Source organism: Brachybacterium endophyticum, from assembly GCF_003130585.1.
GTDB lineage: Bacteria > Actinomycetota > Actinomycetes > Actinomycetales > Dermabacteraceae > Brachybacterium > Brachybacterium endophyticum.
In genome coordinates this window covers 18,366-34,954 of sequence record NZ_QFKX01000009.1, presented here as the reverse complement: position 1 = coordinate 34,954, position 16,589 = coordinate 18,366, and the positions used below count along the sequence as shown (strand labels likewise).

Sequence of the window (16,589 nt, the reverse complement as noted above, 5' to 3'; positions counted from 1 at the left end):
CAAGCACGCCATCTCCTACCGAGCCTGCGTGGTCCTCTGCGCGGTCGTGGCCTGGTTACGAAAATAGGAGACGCGCCCTAGCTCGCCCCTGACAATGACCGAGAGGCGCTTGCCGAGGTGGCTGGGCGTCACCTCGAGCTTCGCTTTCGTCTCGTCGGGCAGAGCAGCGCCGTCGGCGTACCACTGGTACGAGAGCTTCGTGTCCCTGGTCCATTCCCCCGGCACCGCGCTCAGGGTGTGCCCCAGGGCGGGGGTGCCGGCGATCTGGGGAGTCGAGACGTCGAGAACTCCCGGCTCGACCTGGCCGAAGAGGGTGGAGAAGCGCTTCTCGGGGAATCCCTCATGGGCACCGGTGACCAGGACGCCGATCTGCTTCCCGGCGAGGTCCGGGGTGACCGTGAGGCTGGGGCCACCATCACCAGAGAGCCACTCCAGCTTCGCACCGGTTCCGGCCGCCCAGACGTACTCGTGCCGCGTGTCGCGGGCCCAGTCGTGCGGGATCGCCGTGACCGTTTCACCGACGCGGAACGTGCCAGTGATCGTGGTCGCACTCGGGTGCTGCGCGTCGGGGAGAACGCGCCCCGCAAAGAAGGACGACGCGGTCGCAGCCGTGTAGTCCTCTCGAGCCCCCTTCACGTACACCTCGATGAGTCCGTCCTCGAGCTCGGGAGTCAGGGCCAGCGTCGAACCGGTCGCACCCGGGATCGTGTAGCCGCCACCGTCGGGGAGCCCTGAGACGACCCACTGATACGTCAGTTTGGTGCCGTCAGGCCACCTGGCAGTCTCAGCAGTAAGGCTCGATCCCACATGCCCGGGACCCGTGACCTTGACTGAGCCGCACGGCAGGGCCGGGAGCGTCATGGCGGAGGTCGGATCCGTCCCGGCCGTCTGATCGGTGCGACCGGCGATCACTCCGGACGTCGCCCCGTGGGTGGACGGGTCCGCGTACGAGGAAGCGGTCGGTCCCTGAGCGAGCGCTCCGCCGAGCACGAGGCTCGCCAGGAGCGTCAGCGGGACGCTCCTGGACGCAGCCGTCCTGACCCTTGAGAGAGGGACGTGGAAGGTGGAGCTGTTGATGGAGTCATTGACATTCATGAAAACCCCCGGTTGATCGAGGGGAGCGTCCAGATAGAACCTCCCTAGAATGCTTACTCACATTCTACCGTGAGAGGTTTTCACGGAACAGGGTTCGGAGAGACATTCCCAAACACGTTTTGGCGCGGCGGCCCATGATGTTGATAAACCAGCACTCGGCCTTGCGATCCACTTCCAGTTCACGGATCAACATTGCGCAGCCGGAAATCCGTTGCGCAGCGCGGACTGTCGCTAGAATGCAACGAGCCCCATCTCGTGAGATGGGGCTCGTTGGTGCCTTGGTCAGAGGCAACGTCTCAGACAAAGAGACATAGCCATTCTACAGGACTGAGAGGGTGGCGCTCAGTACTTGGGGTCAGTGGCTTCGACCACCTCATGAACTTCGTCGACCATGCTCTGCCCGGCGTCCCGCAGCATCCCGAGCTGCTCCCCGAGCGAGGAAGACGACTCCGTCGCCTCGGCGCGCAGCTGGTCGGCGAGGCCGGGAGCTCCTGTTCCCGGGCGCGAGCCACCCCCTCAACGTCAGGCACGGCCTGCCCATCGCCGATCTCGATTGGCTCGACCTGGTCGCTCAGCTGCAGGTACACGGTGCCCGTGCGTGAAGCAGAGAGCACCCAGAACACACCATCGTCTCCCTGGTGGGAGTCGGGGCCGGAGACAGCGCCGGTTTCGACCACGGCCACGCCGTGCTTGACGAACCCGTCTTCGGCGAGGGTCTCGGCCGAAGGGTTCGATCCTCATAAACGAGCACTGAGCGGAGGGCAAACCCTTCAGGACTCCGCCAGACACGAAGACCACCAATCGGTCGCCGCGCCACAATTCAGACCGCATGCGTCGATGAGATTGCATCGGTGCACGGCTCGCAGCGCACGTCCGGGCACCGTGAACACCGAAGAAGCCAAGACCCCACCGGCACCCCCAGGAGACGAGCTTTTTCGATGCCGTGGGGCCCGCGAGGCTGTCGAAGCCTAGTTGCTGCACCCCCGAGCCGGGCTGAGCTGAGCTGAGCTTGTGCAGGCTGTGCCGGCGGATTCAGAACTTCCTCAAGGCTTCCCCTGAGAGACTCTAGTAAGGGCCTGCACAGCCTGCACAACGTCGCCTGAACCATTGCGATCCCGCTCCAGAGTCGCGTCCCCCGCGGCCACCCCAAGCCGTCGGGATTGCTCGACCCCGTCGCCCCCTTCAGTCCTGGCGCAGGTGCGCGCGAACCTCGTGAACGAGGTGGCGTGTGACCCTTCCTCGGGCTTGGGGTGTACTTTCTGCACCTGCACGCTTCCGCGACTCGTCGTCGAGCGAGTGCCCCCATAGCTCGATCGCGGCATCCTTGAACGTCGCAACATCGACGCCCAGCCTCCTCGCTGCGCGCACCTCCGCAATGCTTGCCGCGGTTGCCGCTTCTTCAGTGACAAGCGGCGAGCCTTCTGGCTCCTGGCTTAGCACGAACTCCGTCACTCCCGAGAAATCGTTCCTCCCGCGAGCCACTTCTCCACCGTTCAGGATGAAGTCGAACCACTCCCTCGTCATGCCGGTACCCCGACCTGGCTCGAGCTGCACGGTGTCAGCGTCTCCCAGCAAGTCGCTCAACCGAAGGTGGCTGCCAATGCACTTCCCGAGCGCGAGCGCGAGGTAGATGAGAGTCGCGAGAGTGAGGGAAGCCTGGGCCTTCTCTATGTTCGCAACGCTGCTCGCGCTCCACCCAGCGCCCTCCTGCCGTCCGGCAAGCGCAATCTGATCGAGAGTGAGTTCGTGGTCATGGCGCACCTTCTTGACGAAGGAGCCGACCGCTTCAGGGATGGAGGGCGTAGACATGTACACAGAGTACGCGATCTAAGACTTGTCGACGGGAACGAGGCGCGCTACAGTAGTGCACACACGCTCTAGATTCTGTACTCTCTGTTCTAGGAGGAGTGATGACCACCCGGTTCTCGCCAGCGCGTGCGCACCATGCGTTCCTCACCGCGCGTGAGGTCGCATCACAGATCGGGCTCTCTGAGAGCGGCGTGTACCGCCGCCGTGCCCTCGGCCGCGACCTCCCTCGGGCCCTGGATCTCGGTGAGGGATCTGTCCGGTGGCGGCAGACCGATGTCGACGCATGGATCGAGGCCCATCTCGACCCGGTGGCCGGCGATCCGAACTGACCCCCACCCACCTTCGGTTACAAACAAACGGCCCCGACAAGGAGCCGGGGCCGTCCATCACCATTCGTGGCCGCACGGAGCGCCAACTCCATACTGCGCGACCTATCCCAAAAGGGGACCATTCATGTCCATTATCGGCCATCCCGCGGATCAGATCAAGCTCGAGGTCGGAACGATCCTCGAGCAGCTTGAGCTGGTATCCGGACCCCTCACTACCCGGCATGGTGGCGAGGAGTGGAAGGCGCGCTGCCCCCTCCACAACGACACCAATCCGTCTCTGTCGGTCACCGAGAATGCCGACGGAGGGATCTCCGCACGCTGTTGGGCTGGGTGCTCATCCCAAGACCTCGCACGAGCCCTCGGGGTGCCCGAGTGGATGCCTGGAGGTCTGACCCACCAGGCGACATACGATTACGTGACCGCCGAGGGCGATCTCGTCTTCCAAGTCCTCCGTGGCAGTGACGCATCGGGGCAGAAGCACATTCGCCAGCGAGTCCCCGACAGCTCGAAGCCCTCCGGCTTCTCGTGGTCCCTGAAGGGACTCGCCCCCGATCAGCGCTCACTCTTGTTTCACGCTCCCCTGGTCAGGCTGGCGGTGGAGTCCAACGACCTTGTCTACCTCGTTGAGGGCGAAAAGGACGCTTTGACTGCTGCCGAGATCGGACTCGTTGCGACGACTAACGCCGGTGGGGCCGGCAAGTTCACCGATCGCCATGCTCAGCTGCTCGCCGGTGCTCATGTTCGGATCATCCAGGACAACGATGACGTTGGTCGTCGCCATGGTGCCCAGGCCCACCGCATGCTGCAGGGGGTCGCCGCCAGCGTCGAGCTCTTCGACGTCCCCGCCGACCTGCCCGAGAAGGCCGATTTGACCGACATGATCTTGGCGGGCTACAAGATCGAAGACCTCGTGCATGCGGATCCGATCGACCTCGTCTCTAGCGCCGACTCGCCGCACTCTGCCGGCGGAGCATCCGTGGTCGGCGTACGCGATGGGGACATCCTCGACGGGATCGCCGCGGCGCTCTGGTCTGACGCCTGTGTGGCCAACCGCCTGGCTGCTGCGCTCCGGGACCGCTGGATCTTCACCGGAGCAACGGGCTGGCACTGGTGGAACGGGTGCGTCTGGGAGCGAGAGACCGATGACACTTCGATCATCAAGGCCATTCAGCGCCATGCCGAGCGCGAAGTTCGTGTTGCGCTCGAGACCGGTGGTGATCTGACCGGCTCCGTCAGGCGACTCTCCAAGAGCGCAATCGTCGCTGCGTCTGTATTGCTGCGCGGTCTTCTTCAGCGCGACTTTGCAGAGTTCGACACCGACCCCTACATCCTGGTCACTCCGGAGACTGCCGTGGACTTGCGCACGGGTAACACCCTGCCGCACGACCCCACGAGGCTGGTGACACGGATGACCCCGGTCAGGTACGTCCCTGGTGCGAGGCACTCCGACTGGGACCAGGCGCTCACCGCCGTAGCTCCCGACGTCGCCGACTACCTCCAACTGCGCTTCGGCCAGGCGGCGACGGGCCTAGTGCCAGACGACGACAGGATCGTGATCCTTCAGGGGGGTGGTGAAAATGGAAAGTCGACGATTCTGGCTTCCATCATGGAGGCTCTCGGCGATTACAGCACCATGCTCCCACGCGAGCTGTTCATGGGGCGCAGCGACGTGCACCCTACGGTGATCATGCCTCTCAAGGGCTGCCGCCTCGGGGTCAAGGAGGAGGCCGCCGAAGGCGGCGTCTTCGACATGCTCCGCGTGAAGGAGGTCGTGGGCACCAAGATCCGCCGCGGCCGCTTCATGCATCACGACTTCGTCGAGTTCGAAGCAACGGATTCGCTTTTCATCTCCTCGAATCACGATCTGCAGATCATGGAGGGTGACGACGGGTCCTGGCGGCGCTTCATCAAGGTGGTCTTCCCTTTCCGCTACCGCAAGCCACACGAACCCCTGCTCGGGCCGATGGATCGTCACGGCGACCCGCGCCTGCGGCATCGGCTGACCACCGACGATGCTGCCCAGGAGGCCGTCCTGGCCTGGCTCGTCGATGGCGCTCGGCGCTGGATCGCGAGCGACGAAACGATGCCGGAGCCCCCTGCTTCCGTCGCCGCGGACACCCAGAGCTGGCGCGACGAGTGCGACCCCTTCCACACGTATGCAGCGGACAACCTCATCGCAGACCCGACCTTCGTGATCTGGGTGGATGACCTCTACGCCGAGCTCATGTCCTCCCTCATCGACGGCGGGCAGAAGCGCTGGTCGAAGCCGACTTTTCGTCGGCGTCTCGAGGACAGCACCTGGCGGAAGCGCGCAGGAGTCAGCTTCACCGGCAGGGTCCGTCTCTCCACGCTCGCCGGGAACCCGCAGCGGCCGCTCATACTCAGCCGGCCGATCGGCGCGGACGTGCTCAAGCCCCCGCCCGAGCAGGGTCAGTACCTGCTGGGTTTCCGCTTCCGATCAGTCGTCGACCATCCGGCGCACATCCCCTCTCCGGCTCCCGCTCCGACCCCGGCTCCTACTCCGGAAGCAGGCTCCGGTGAACCTGTAGACAAGAGCGCGGATGCTCCCGTCGAAGCGCCGGCCTTGGGCGCTCCTGACGTGCCCGTGGTGCTTCGCGACCTGTCCGCATCACCCACAGTGATCGTCGAGGCCCCCATCAAGCGGCCGACGCCGGCTCCGGCTGATGAAAAGCCTGCTGTTGCGCCTCCAGTCGAGATGATCCGGTCCGAGGGCAGGGGCGGCACCTTCGAGGTGCCGCGGGTAGCTCCGCCCATCAAGGGCCTGACCATCGCTGAGCTCGGAGGGGCAGCATCATGAGCATTGTCTATCTCGACCTCGAGACCGCCAGCAAAGAATGCCTGTGGGACTACGGTCCAGGATTCGTCCGCCTCGCCGGCTACGCCGTCGACGACTCCCCGGTCGTCACGACCACCGACATCGATGCCGTAGTGCGCCTGATCGAGAGTGCGGATTTCGTCGTCGGACACAACGTCCTCGGCTTCGATCTGCCTGCCCTCGAGCGGTACCACGGACTCGACGTCGGACGGTTGGTGCGTGAGTACCGTGTGGTCGACACCTTGCTGGTCGCCCGCCAGAACGACCCGCCGTTGGCTGACAGTGCTGACGCGCGTCGCTACAACCTCGACGCGGTATGCCGCCGGATATTCGGTGACGGCAAGGTGTCCGGTGACGGCGGATCTGTGCTCAAGACTCTCGCCCGGAACTTCGACGGGTATGACCAGATCCCGATCGACCACCCCGACTACGTGCGATACCTCGTCCAGGACGTGGAGCTCGTTCGCGATCTGTCGAAGCTGCTCGTCATCGACGAGTACGTCTGGCGCGAGCACCGGGTGATGTGGCGTCTCGGGCACATCGCGAGCTCTGGATGGAGGGTGGACCGCGATCTCGCCGGCCGGCTGGTTGCCGGGCAGAAGCTGCGCATCGAGCTGCAGAAGCGGCGGCTCCACGAGCGCTTTGGCCTCCCACTCGGGGGGAGCCGGCCGCACGCCACGACTGCCGGGAAGCTCGCCCTCGAGCATGCCTTCCGCTCTCTCGAGGTCGAGCCGCCCAGGACGGCATCGGGCGCGATCGCTACTGGGAAGGACGTGATCGCCGCCCTCGCCGAGGATCACGCTGACAACCTCGGGCTCGTTGAGCTCTGCGAGGTCCTGCGCACCCTCAACGGCGGGCAGTCGGCCGCTCAGACTCTCCTCGATCACGTACGTACGGACGGCCGAGTCCACCCGAACGTGGACGCTCGACAGGCGACAGGTCGCATCTCTGTGACGAAACCGGGCTTGACCGTGCTCGGCAAGCGCGATCGCAAGAACGCCCTGGAGCGCGCTCTCCTCCTCCCCGACCCCGGTCACGTCCTGATCAGTGCCGACCTCGCGCAGATCGATGCCCGGGCGATCGCTATGCATTGCCAGGATCCGGAGTACATCGCAGCCTTCGCCCCAGGCAAAGACCTGCACGACGAGATGGCAGCCGCAGTCTTCGGGGAGGGTGGATGGGATCGATCAGCGGGGCATCACCCACGCCGCAGCGAGGCCAAGCCGATCACCCACGCGACCTCGTACGGGATGGGCCCTCGCGCCTTGGCGCAGCTGGCAGGTATCAGCGAGGAGGACGCCCGGAGACACCTCGCGGTCCTCGACTTGCGCTTCCCCGGCCTCGCCCAGTTCAAGGCGTGGGTCCGTGAGGAGGGCCGACGGCAAGTGCTCTGCACGGGCTTCGGGCGGTGGGTTCGTATCCAGCCTGGCCGGGAGTACACCAAAGCTCCCGCGTCCATGGGGCAGGGCACTGCCCGCGATCTGATGATGGAAGGCGTACTGCGCCTACCCGAGTGGCTGCTGCCCGGCCTACGAGCGATCATCCACGACGAGATCGTCCTGTCGGTTCCCGAAGATCGTGCCGATGAAGCGGAGAGGGCACTCCGTGACGCGCTCCAGTTCGATCACCAGCTCACCCCGGATGCGACGCCTGTGCGCGTGCTCGCAGAGACCTCGGATCGAGGACGCGACTGGCTCGACTGCTATCGCACTGAGAAGAGCGGCTGGCCCGAGGTCGCTCGCGCCCACCGAGATGCACCAACATGCCTCGACCCCGACTGTTCCTGGCATGTGCAGCAGCCCGTCGCCACCACCCCCACCGATATGGAGATTGCCCCATGAGCACCACCTACGACCGCACCCACACCATCACAGGAGAGAGCCCCACGAACCTGATCGCCCCCGACCTGCTCGAGCGGATCGAGTCCCAGCTGGACACCGACCCAGAGTTCCCCCGCACGCTGGACGTCATCATGCGCGTCGTGACGCTCGAGAGCCTCGGCGCTATCCCCACCAAGACGCCGGTCGATCTGGAGACGCTCGGGCGCATTGTCTGTCTCGTCAATCGCAACGTGACGCGCCAGAACGGTGAGCTCCCTGTCGACGACTGGACGCTGCACCTGGCAGAGCCGACCTTCTGGCAGATCGCCCAGTGCCTGCTCCACTCGCACCGAGACGCCGTCGCGACACTGGACGAGACCGACCTTCGCGCCCTCGCCCGTACCTACTGGGCCGGCATGCGCCTCGCCGACTTCGAGGAGATCAAGGCCGTCCTCGCGGAGGAGATTGGCACCGACGTCGCCTTCCGGGTGCCGATCTGCGGCATGTGACCGCAGAGCAGCCCCACCGCTTCTTCACCCACCGCAGTACCCGACCGATAGGAAACCCATCATGGCTCTCAACCGCAAACTCACCCGCGAGGAGAAGGCGATCCGCGAGCAGCAGGCCGAGCTGCAGCGACAGCTCGAGGCCGTCCAGTCCGAGGCGAAGGGGCAGGAGGCGGCTCTGCAGACCGCGGCAAAGGTCGCCGGGCTCAGCGCCTACCGGGTCGTCGACGCTCTGTACGACCTGCTCGAGGTCGTCCCCGAGACCCCGACCACCCGCTCTGGCAAGAACGGCACCGTGGAAGTTCCCGTCGACAAGACCGAGGAGGTGCGCACCGAGCGCCTGCTGACGATGCTCGAGACGGTCATCGAGAGCGCCGACCCCGAGCTGCTGAGCCGCCTGCAGTGCGAGGACCGGGAGGGCGTCGAGATGCGCCACCTCGAGCGCGAGGAGCGGCGCGAGCAGCGTGGACGGGGCAAGACGACCACCCCGACGCCCATTCAGAACGTCCAGAAGCCCCTGGCGGCCTCTCAGGACGACGATGAGGACGAGGACCAGACGCCCCAGTGGGCTCAGACCGCCCCCTGAGCCCGGCATGAAGGAGCCCCGTCGGATCGCTCCGACGGGGCTCCTTCATGCCCTAGGTGTTGCGGGTCATGACGTTGTGGTCATCGGGGAAGGGCTAGAAGGAACGGACCGTTGACCGGCACGATGAGGGGTGCTGAAGCCATGCCTCTGCTGGGAGGAGACCCTTTCCATGCCCCAACCGTAATGCCCCGCTAACCGTGCTCGGAAGACAGCGAGCCGTCACGCAGGTGGTCAAGAGAGGACGCCCCATCTCGCATGTCGCGGCGGAGTTTCACATCGCCCGCTATCCCGGGCACATGGTCCACGTGGACGTGAAGAAGTCCGGGAAGATCCCCGACGGCGGCGGCTGGCGGGCCCACGGACGCGGCAGCGAGCGGGCCCTGGCCGGTAAGCGCGCTCGCAAGCAGAAGGTCGCCTACACATACCTCTGCTCCATGATCGACGGGTTCTCACGCCTGGCCTACACCGAAGTCCTGCTCGATGAGAAAGCAGCCACGACCAGTGCCTTCTTCCACCGCCCGCGAGGGTTCTTCGCCGCGCACGGCATCACCAGCATCACGCGTCTGGTCACGGACAATGGCAGCAACTTCCGCGCCGCGTCGTTCGCCCAATCGACCAGGGCTTTTATCTCCAGCCACCAGCGGACCCGGCCCTACACACCCCGCCACTACGGGATGGTCGAGCGCTACTAGCGGCTGATCACCAACGAGCGCCTCTACGCCCACGACTATGCCTCCGAGAAGGAGCGAGTCGACGCGCTCGGCGTCTGGAACCATCATCACAACTACCATCGACCCCACACCGCCTGCGGCGATCAGCCTCCGGCCTCACGCCTCCACACTGGCTTCGACAACGTCATGAACAACTACAGCCAGCGCCATCAGTTTTTCACCATGTTGTAGAGCACGTCCACGACGTTGGGGTCGATATAGTCCTCCCCCTGGCCGAGCTCGAGGAACTCGCCGATGGCCTTCAGCCCGGACTCCATGTCGTAGATATGGTGACCGATCAGCACGAGGGGCTTCTTCGGGTCCTTGTTGTGAACGATGGTGAACATCTTCAGCTTCAGATGCTCCATCGTGGGCATCTGATTGAACATTCGCCCGAGCAAGTTGTGCGCCGAGCTCATGGCACTTTGTGAGAACGAATGCGATCCATCCGGGTAAGTCGCTTCGAGACTCCCACCGTCGAGGTGATAGATGCCGGGGCTCCACAGCTTGGAGTCGATCAACGCGAGCTTGTCGCGGTAGAGCAGCGCATGATCGATGTCAGCGTTGAGCGACCCAGGAAACTTGAGAGTGTCGAACAACTTCGCTCCGGGAACGTCCGCGAGGATGAAGGTCACCAGCTCATGGGTGGTCAGCCGCTCCCCCTCGAGGCCTGCCTGGACACGGTCCGCGCCGAACACGCCGATCGCCGCGTTCAGACCGTCGCCTCCCGAGTAGACGCGCTTCGTCGTCAGGATCTGGTCCCAGGACATCGCACCCTCGCGGGCTCTGAGCTGTGCGATGCGTGTGGCGACGGACGAGTGTACCTTGATCCGGTCCATCGGTATGAAGATGAGCAGCGTTGTCACCGCGGGGGCGAGGAAGGCACCGATGCCGATGGAGATGAGCACCGGTCCGGGGTCGGGGCGGATCGCGATGGTGACGATGAGGAACAGGACAAGCACCGGCACGTAGGGGATGGCGATGAGTCGAAGGATCTTCCTGCGAATATCCTTCCCAGTGGGTTTCGAGACCTCCGTCCACCACGGCATGTACGCGCCGCGGTACCCGCTCTCCGACGGGAACGTCTCTTCCTCGACGTGGAGGGTGGAGCGGAGCGTCTTCGCGCCCCAGAGCCCCAGGGTGATCGGGACGAGCATCGCCGGGTTGTACAGCGCGAGCAGAAGGCCGATGCCGAGGGTCGCGAAGAATATGATCCTCGCCGCGAGCGACGGCTTCACCGGCCCGAGCACAGCTCGACGCCCCGCCTGATAGATCGGGTCGTAGATGTTGACCGGCGGAACCTCCTGTGACGATCCCGGAGGGATCACCCAGGGGACGTCCTCGTACCGGTAGCTCGGGGCAGAAACGGTGCCCTCGTAGTCGCTCCGGACTCGCGGTGAGTCGTCCTCGGTTGCGGGGACAGCGAGCGACAGGGGAATGCGACGGCGGAAGTAGTCGTAGGCTCTGCGAGCTTCGGGATGGACGAGAACCGTGAGGGCGTGATCACGGATACGGAGCGCATCACCCAGAGCCCTATCGTTGGCGAGGTCCTCCGGGAGGAGAGAGGCGCGGAACGTATTCGCCACGGCCACCTGGGCGCGCTCCTCCTCGTCCACCCCGTCGAGATCACGGATGCTCAGCTCGAGAGGGAAAGTCGGCTCTTCGTACATAGCGATGTCGTAGATCTCATTGATCGCTTGGCGGATCGCATCAGAGTGTTGTTCGACCGGAAGGTCGCCGAAGAGCGAGAACAGGTCCCGTCGATCACGCTCGACCTTGACCTCGTCGGGTTCAGTGTTAATGGTCATGATGCTTCTGTCTCCAGGTGGCAACGCTCCATCCCCTGCGAGATGGGGAGCAAGGCGAGTTGGGCGAGGACAGCCGAGAAGAATCCAGGTCAGTACACGTGCTCGGCGGGCTGTCGCGCGTGACCCCATCGTACTAAAGGGAAGGCGCACTGACCTGCGATTCTGCGAAAATGTCGGTTTACGAGAAGCGTAGGGCCATCCGTGCACCGAAGTGCTCGGATGGCCCAATCTGCGTCAGCGCTCGAGTGATAGTGCCGGGGCCTCAGCTAGGTGTTGCTCGCGTGCGCAGCGGATGTCCCTGGGCCTTGGGGCACGTGGGAGCGTGCTCGAACGGCTCCCCGCGTACAGCGCGGCCATCTCGTCGCACTCGGGGCAGATGCGATAGCCGGCGGCGAACACCTCGTCGCCGTAGAGCGCAGGTCCGTTCCACATGATCACATCGTCTGACCCTGGGACTGCACCTGAGGCTGTCGAGCCCGCAGCTGAGCCTGCCGGCGCTGCATCGCCTGCACCCGCTCTGCCGCGGTCTTCCCCTGCATCGCAGTCATGCGCGTCGCAGCCGCGGGAGCCAGCCGCGGCTCATGGGACTTCCTCTCGGCCGCCGGAGACTGCTGCTTGCGCCGAGCGGCAGCCTCAGTCGCCGTCCGGTGCGCACGCTGCACCTGAGCCTGCGAACGCGAGCTGCTCTCGGCCTGCGCCTGGCTTTGGACGCGCGCACGCGCCTGAGCCTGGACCTGCGCCTGCGCCTGCGCCTGCGCCTGCGCCTGGGCCTGGTTCTGCGCCGTGCGGTCCGACGTCTGCGACTGCCGACGCTTGGCCGCCTCCGCCGCCACGGCCTGACGCTTGCCCACGTCCTGACCCTGACCGGTCGGGGATGCCTGCTGCCCCTTGGCCGACCTGGCCTCGGCCGCGTGCCGGGCCGCCTGCTCCCGACGCGCGACCATCTGCCGGCGCTGCCGGTCCTGCTGCGCCTTCCTGAACTCCGGGGAGTCCTCCCCGAACCTCTTCTTCGCCGCCTCCATACCGTCGATGCGGATCGCCGACTGGACCTTCTGGACGTCCCTCGGGTTGACCGTCTGCTGCGCCATGACTGACTCCTATCTCGTGGTGGGTACTGCTTGCGAGTACTGCTCAGAGCTCCATGCCGTGGTCCTGGCTCGCCTCCCTCTCCCGGCTTCGCTGGTTGACCCGTGCCAGTCGCTCGTGGACCGACAGGGGGCGACACCCTTGGTTACGGTCCTTCTCGATCTGCGCACGGTGGTTCTGGGTGCGGATGCCCTGCAGCGAGTCGATGAGCGTCCCGTTGGCGGCGGCATCGTTCAGTTCGCGCCGGATCTGGCGCGTCGCCTCATCCGGCGACATCGACGGGTCCGCCGTCGTGAGCTCCGTGCGACGCGCCAGGGCGAGCTGCTTCGTCTCGCCCGGGAAGCGGACCCTCGCGTCGGCCAGTACCTCGGCGATGCGCTGATCACGTGCCTCCGCCGCCACACGCTCCTGCTCGGCCCGACGAATCTGCTCCTGCGCACGCTGCTGCGCGGCGAACTCCGCCCGCACACCCTCGAGCTGCGCGCGGAAGGCGTCCGGGGTGCCGGGGCGCTGCTGCATCGCCTGCTGAGCTTCTTCAGCAGCGCTCAGGAGCTCCTCAGCCGCCTCGATATCCCAACGCCACTCACCACCGGCCGGGTAGTTCTCACGGGAGCGTTCTAACGCCCGCTGGTGCAGCACCGAGATCTCTTTCGCGTACTCGCCGCGGTAGTCCTCCAGCGCGTCACGCGTCGCGACCGGGGCTTCCTGCGCCGACTCCCCGGCATCCACCCCTTCGAGAGCCCACCGACGACGACGCTTCGGCTCGAGCTCGAACGTCCCCTCCTCGAGCGACAGGTCCAGCGAATCCCGCTCAGGCTGAGCCTCAATGGCCGTCTGCTGGACGCGCTCGCGCGCGATCGTCTCCTGCACGGCGCTCAGACCCTCGTCCCCGCGGACACGGGAGACGGCGGCGGTGAACTGCTCGAGGACGTCGGCCTCGTCCTCGGCGACGGCGACGGCGTGCAGGACATTCGCGTACCGGCCACGGGTGAGGCCCACGTAGAGCCCGGCAGCGTCGGTCTGGTCCGACAGCACCATGTGGGCGGTGTCCACCGTCATGCCCTGCGCGCCGTGCGCGGTGACCGCGAACGCGAGCTGAAGGTTGTCCTGCACGTAGTCGGGATCCAACGTCCGGTGATGACCCGACTCGACGTCCTTGACGATGACCGACCCGCCCCACTGCACAGAGTGGACCTCCCACACTTGCCGGTTCGCGACGTCCATCTCCTTGTCGTTCAGTCGGGTCGCGACGCGAGCGCCCTTGGCGATCGGATCGCCGTCCCGGCCCTGCACGACCACGCTTGCGTCGATCGTCCTGCGGGCGACGAGCTCGTCGTAGACGGCACGGTTGATGCGGCTCGCGACCGTGTTGGTCGATGCGACGGCGATCGAGCTCTCGCCGGCCTCCGTCTCCAGCGCGACCGTCTCCGCGACTCGGCCGAGGACCTCGTCGACCTCACCCGTGCGCACCTGACCGCGCGCCTGCAGCAATGCGACGAACGCCTCGGGCTCCTCCCGCTCGCGCAGCTTCAGCGACGCGTCGGCGTACTCGGTGTCGATCTGCGGCGTCGTGCTCTTGCCATCAGCGATCCGGAAACGCCGGACGTCCTTGAGGTCGTGGTACGCCGTCGTCGCACCCCACGCATCACGCAGGTAGCCGCCGCGACCGACGGCCGGCAGCTGCTTGGAGTCGCCGAGCAGCACGATGCTGCCGACACCCTGCTCGTCCGCGTACCGGTGCAGTGCCCACGCCGTCTCCTTGTCGAGCATGCCGGCCTCATCGACGACCAGGACGGTGTCCTTGTTCATGCGCCACTCGTCCGACTGCGGCTTCCACCGAAGGGGGAGCGTCCAGCGCCCACGGTCATCGAACGACGCGCCCGCGGCGACCAGCAGACTGTGCACACTCGTCGCCTGCGCGCCGATCGACTTCCCCATCTCCAGCGCGCCGCGCTTGGTCGGCGAGATCGCGACCAGACGACGGTCCTGTGCCAGCAGCTCCTCGTTCGCCGCCTCGAGCATCGTGGTCTTGCCGCTTCCCGCAGCGCCCTCGACGACCACGAGCGCATGGTCACCAGTGATCGAGCGCGCCGCTGCCGCCTGGTCCTCGCTGAGCGAGAAGCCACCGCGGTCCGCGGCCACGTGCCCGTTGTGCCCGCCCCGTTGCGCCCGCTTCTGCAGCCGACGCGACACCTCGCTGTCGTTGGCGACCACGCGACGGGTCGTGAAGCGCGTGCGCTTGGCGTCGTTCTGGGGGTCGAGCCCGTCGAGCTCGAGCACCTCACCGGTCGCCGCCTCGATCGCCGCGGACCGCACCGTGAGCGCGTCCCCGCGCATGACGTAGGTGTCGGCCACCCGACGATCGATCGCCGCCAGCAGCTCCATGCGAGAGAACGCCGTGCTGTGCGCCTCGAGATCCTTGACCGCCTCGCGGGCGATCACGTCGGGGTCAATGGTCGACGGGTCCTGGCGCACGACGATGCGTGACTCGTTCTGCGGAACGACCTCGGCCAGTCGCAGCGCCTGGTCCTCGATCACGTCCGCCGCCGTCTTCGCCGTCGCCTTCTTCTCCGGACGATCGGTCGCCCACCCGAGCTGATCCCACGCGCGCAGCTCCCGAGCGCTCGGCTCCTTGCCCGGGTTCTCCGAACGCCACGACGCCTCGGCCGCCTCCTTGTGCGCCGCGACCTGGTCCCGCCGCGAGGAGAAGTCGTCCACGAACGGCTCGAACTCGGCGATCTTGCCGCCGCCGACGCCGGGCTCCCACGTGTAACGCTCCTCCGCGATGACGCGGCGCAGCTCCGGATCCGTCGACATCGCGAGGTCCGCAGCTGCCGACATCCGACCCGCCGCGGCGTACACCATCGACCCGTCGACGGCCTTCCACTCCAGCCCCTTGCGGGTGTGCACTTGCACCCTCGGCAGGAGCTGCATATGACGGTGGTAGTGCGGGTCTCCCCCACGCGAGCTCGTGTGCTGCACGTGCGTCGCCTCGACACGAGTGGCACGCACCGCGATCTGCGGACCGCGGGTCTGCATGACGGCACGACCTACCGCGTGCTCTGCGAACGCCTCCACCGACGCGACCGACGCGCGCGCCATCGCAGCCTCGAGCGCCTCACCGATCCGGGGGTTCGCAGCTGCCGCCAGCGAGAGGGACTTCGAGGACGACACGAGTACCTCGTGGTAAACCGGCGACTTCCGCTGTCCCCCGCGTTGCTGACCGCGCACGGGCGAATCGGCATCGAACGGGTCGCGGTGCTCCATCCAGCGACGGAACTGCTCGCCGTCGATGTCACGGACCGACGCCTGGCCGTTCTCCACGGCGATGTGGGTGACCGGGAGGTCCGCTCCCTCACGCAGATACGTCTCGCGCAGGTAGTTCTCGGCAGCGCTGGCCGAGCCGCGGAAGGTAACCACACCGCCCTTACTCATCTGCCTGCTCCGTCTCTGTCCGGAAGAGTCCGGGCACGCCGGACGGGGGCCACATCAGTAAGGTGAATATGACCGTCCGGAGACGATGAATGCGCGAAAGCTCTGGCAGGAGAACTCGCGGGTCTAACTATTTCCATTTTACGCTTCGAGCACCTGGACCCGCAAGGGTCCGCTAACTCGCGCAGCGAGTTAGATTGTGTGCCTCAATTTTTCCCTTGCCGTGTGTGCGCGCCCCCGGTCGCCGTGTGTACACGTACTCGCGCGGGGGTGTGCACACGCTCAACGTCGACGCGTCAGCCTCTCGCGCGTGCGCGGGTCGACGGTGGTGAAGTCATCGGCCTCGGGGGTCATCAGCCGACCGGGAGGTCGTGGGCACGCCTGCCGGAACGGCCGACGTCGGTGATGTCCGAGGTCGTCGCTGCTGCGGTGGTGGGTGGTCGGTCGCGAGGCGGAAGCGCCGGGGTCGTCTCGAGGTCCGGGGCGGCGTCCGGAGTGAGGCCGCGTCCACGCGCCGCAGGGCACAAGGAAGCGCCCCGACCGTATGGCCGGGGCGCTGCTCCTAGCTCAGC

Annotated in this window: 10 protein-coding genes and 1 pseudogene; 6 read left to right on the top strand and 5 right to left on the bottom strand. The window is 66.2% G+C overall.

The genetic code is table 11. From position 1 onward, the window contains the following. Positions 1-15: 15 nt before the first annotated feature. Positions 16-861: a hypothetical protein gene (locus DEO23_RS15705; protein ID WP_133249900.1), complete on the bottom strand. Its 846-nt coding sequence runs from the start codon at positions 859-861 to the stop codon at positions 16-18. A gap of 1,416 nt (positions 862-2,277) precedes the next feature. Further along, entirely contained in the window at positions 2,278-2,904 is a 627-nt protein-coding gene (locus tag DEO23_RS15700; RefSeq protein WP_133249899.1) for a helix-turn-helix domain-containing protein, read from the bottom strand. Positions 2,905-3,005: 101 nt separating this feature from the next. Between DEO23_RS15700 and DEO23_RS16645 the strand changes: the two genes are divergently transcribed. The 6 genes and pseudogenes from DEO23_RS16645 to DEO23_RS15670 form a co-directional block, all read left to right on the top strand. Further along, positions 3,006-3,233, top strand: a complete 228-nt coding sequence (locus tag DEO23_RS16645) for a helix-turn-helix transcriptional regulator (protein WP_109276976.1) — start codon at positions 3,006-3,008, stop codon at positions 3,231-3,233. A 124-nt stretch (positions 3,234-3,357) separates the two neighbouring features. After that, on the top strand, positions 3,358-6,051 hold the full coding sequence (locus tag DEO23_RS15690) for a phage/plasmid primase, P4 family (protein WP_165831886.1): 2,694 nt from the start codon (positions 3,358-3,360) through the stop codon (positions 6,049-6,051). Next, positions 6,048-7,910, top strand: coding sequence for a DNA polymerase (locus tag DEO23_RS15685; protein ID WP_109276974.1), 1,863 nt, complete (start codon positions 6,048-6,050; stop codon positions 7,908-7,910). The genes DEO23_RS15690 and DEO23_RS15685 overlap by 4 nt, the downstream gene beginning before the upstream one ends. Beyond that, entirely contained in the window at positions 7,907-8,398 is a 492-nt protein-coding gene (locus DEO23_RS15680; protein WP_109276973.1) for a hypothetical protein, read from the top strand. Before DEO23_RS15685 ends, DEO23_RS15680 begins: the two co-directional genes overlap by 4 nt. Before the next feature lie 61 nt (positions 8,399-8,459). Beyond that, positions 8,460-8,981 (top strand): hypothetical protein, encoded by a 522-nt coding sequence (locus DEO23_RS15675; protein ID WP_109276972.1) that lies wholly within the window; start codon positions 8,460-8,462, stop codon positions 8,979-8,981. A 278-nt stretch (positions 8,982-9,259) separates the two neighbouring features. Next, a pseudogene (locus tag DEO23_RS15670) lies at positions 9,260-9,883 on the top strand (DDE-type integrase/transposase/recombinase); the annotation flags it as partial. Here DEO23_RS15670 and DEO23_RS15665 read toward each other — a convergent pair. The 3 genes from DEO23_RS15665 to DEO23_RS15650 all read right to left on the bottom strand — a co-directional run bounded on the left by DEO23_RS15665 (position 9,862) and on the right by DEO23_RS15650 (position 16,020). Beyond that, on the bottom strand, positions 9,862-11,499 hold the full coding sequence (locus tag DEO23_RS15665) for a hypothetical protein (RefSeq protein ID WP_109276971.1): 1,638 nt from the start codon (positions 11,497-11,499) through the stop codon (positions 9,862-9,864). The pseudogene DEO23_RS15670 and the gene DEO23_RS15665 overlap by 22 nt on opposite strands. 434 nt (positions 11,500-11,933) lie before the next feature. Next, positions 11,934-12,587 carry a hypothetical protein gene (locus tag DEO23_RS15655; RefSeq protein WP_109276969.1) on the bottom strand — a complete coding sequence of 218 codons (654 nt, stop codon included), beginning with the start codon at positions 12,585-12,587 and terminating at the stop codon, positions 11,934-11,936. Between the two features lie 43 nt (positions 12,588-12,630). Then, positions 12,631-16,020 carry an AAA family ATPase gene (locus tag DEO23_RS15650; protein ID WP_109276968.1) on the bottom strand — a complete coding sequence of 1,130 codons (3,390 nt, stop codon included), beginning with the start codon at positions 16,018-16,020 and terminating at the stop codon, positions 12,631-12,633. Between the last annotated feature and the right edge of the window lie 569 nt (positions 16,021-16,589).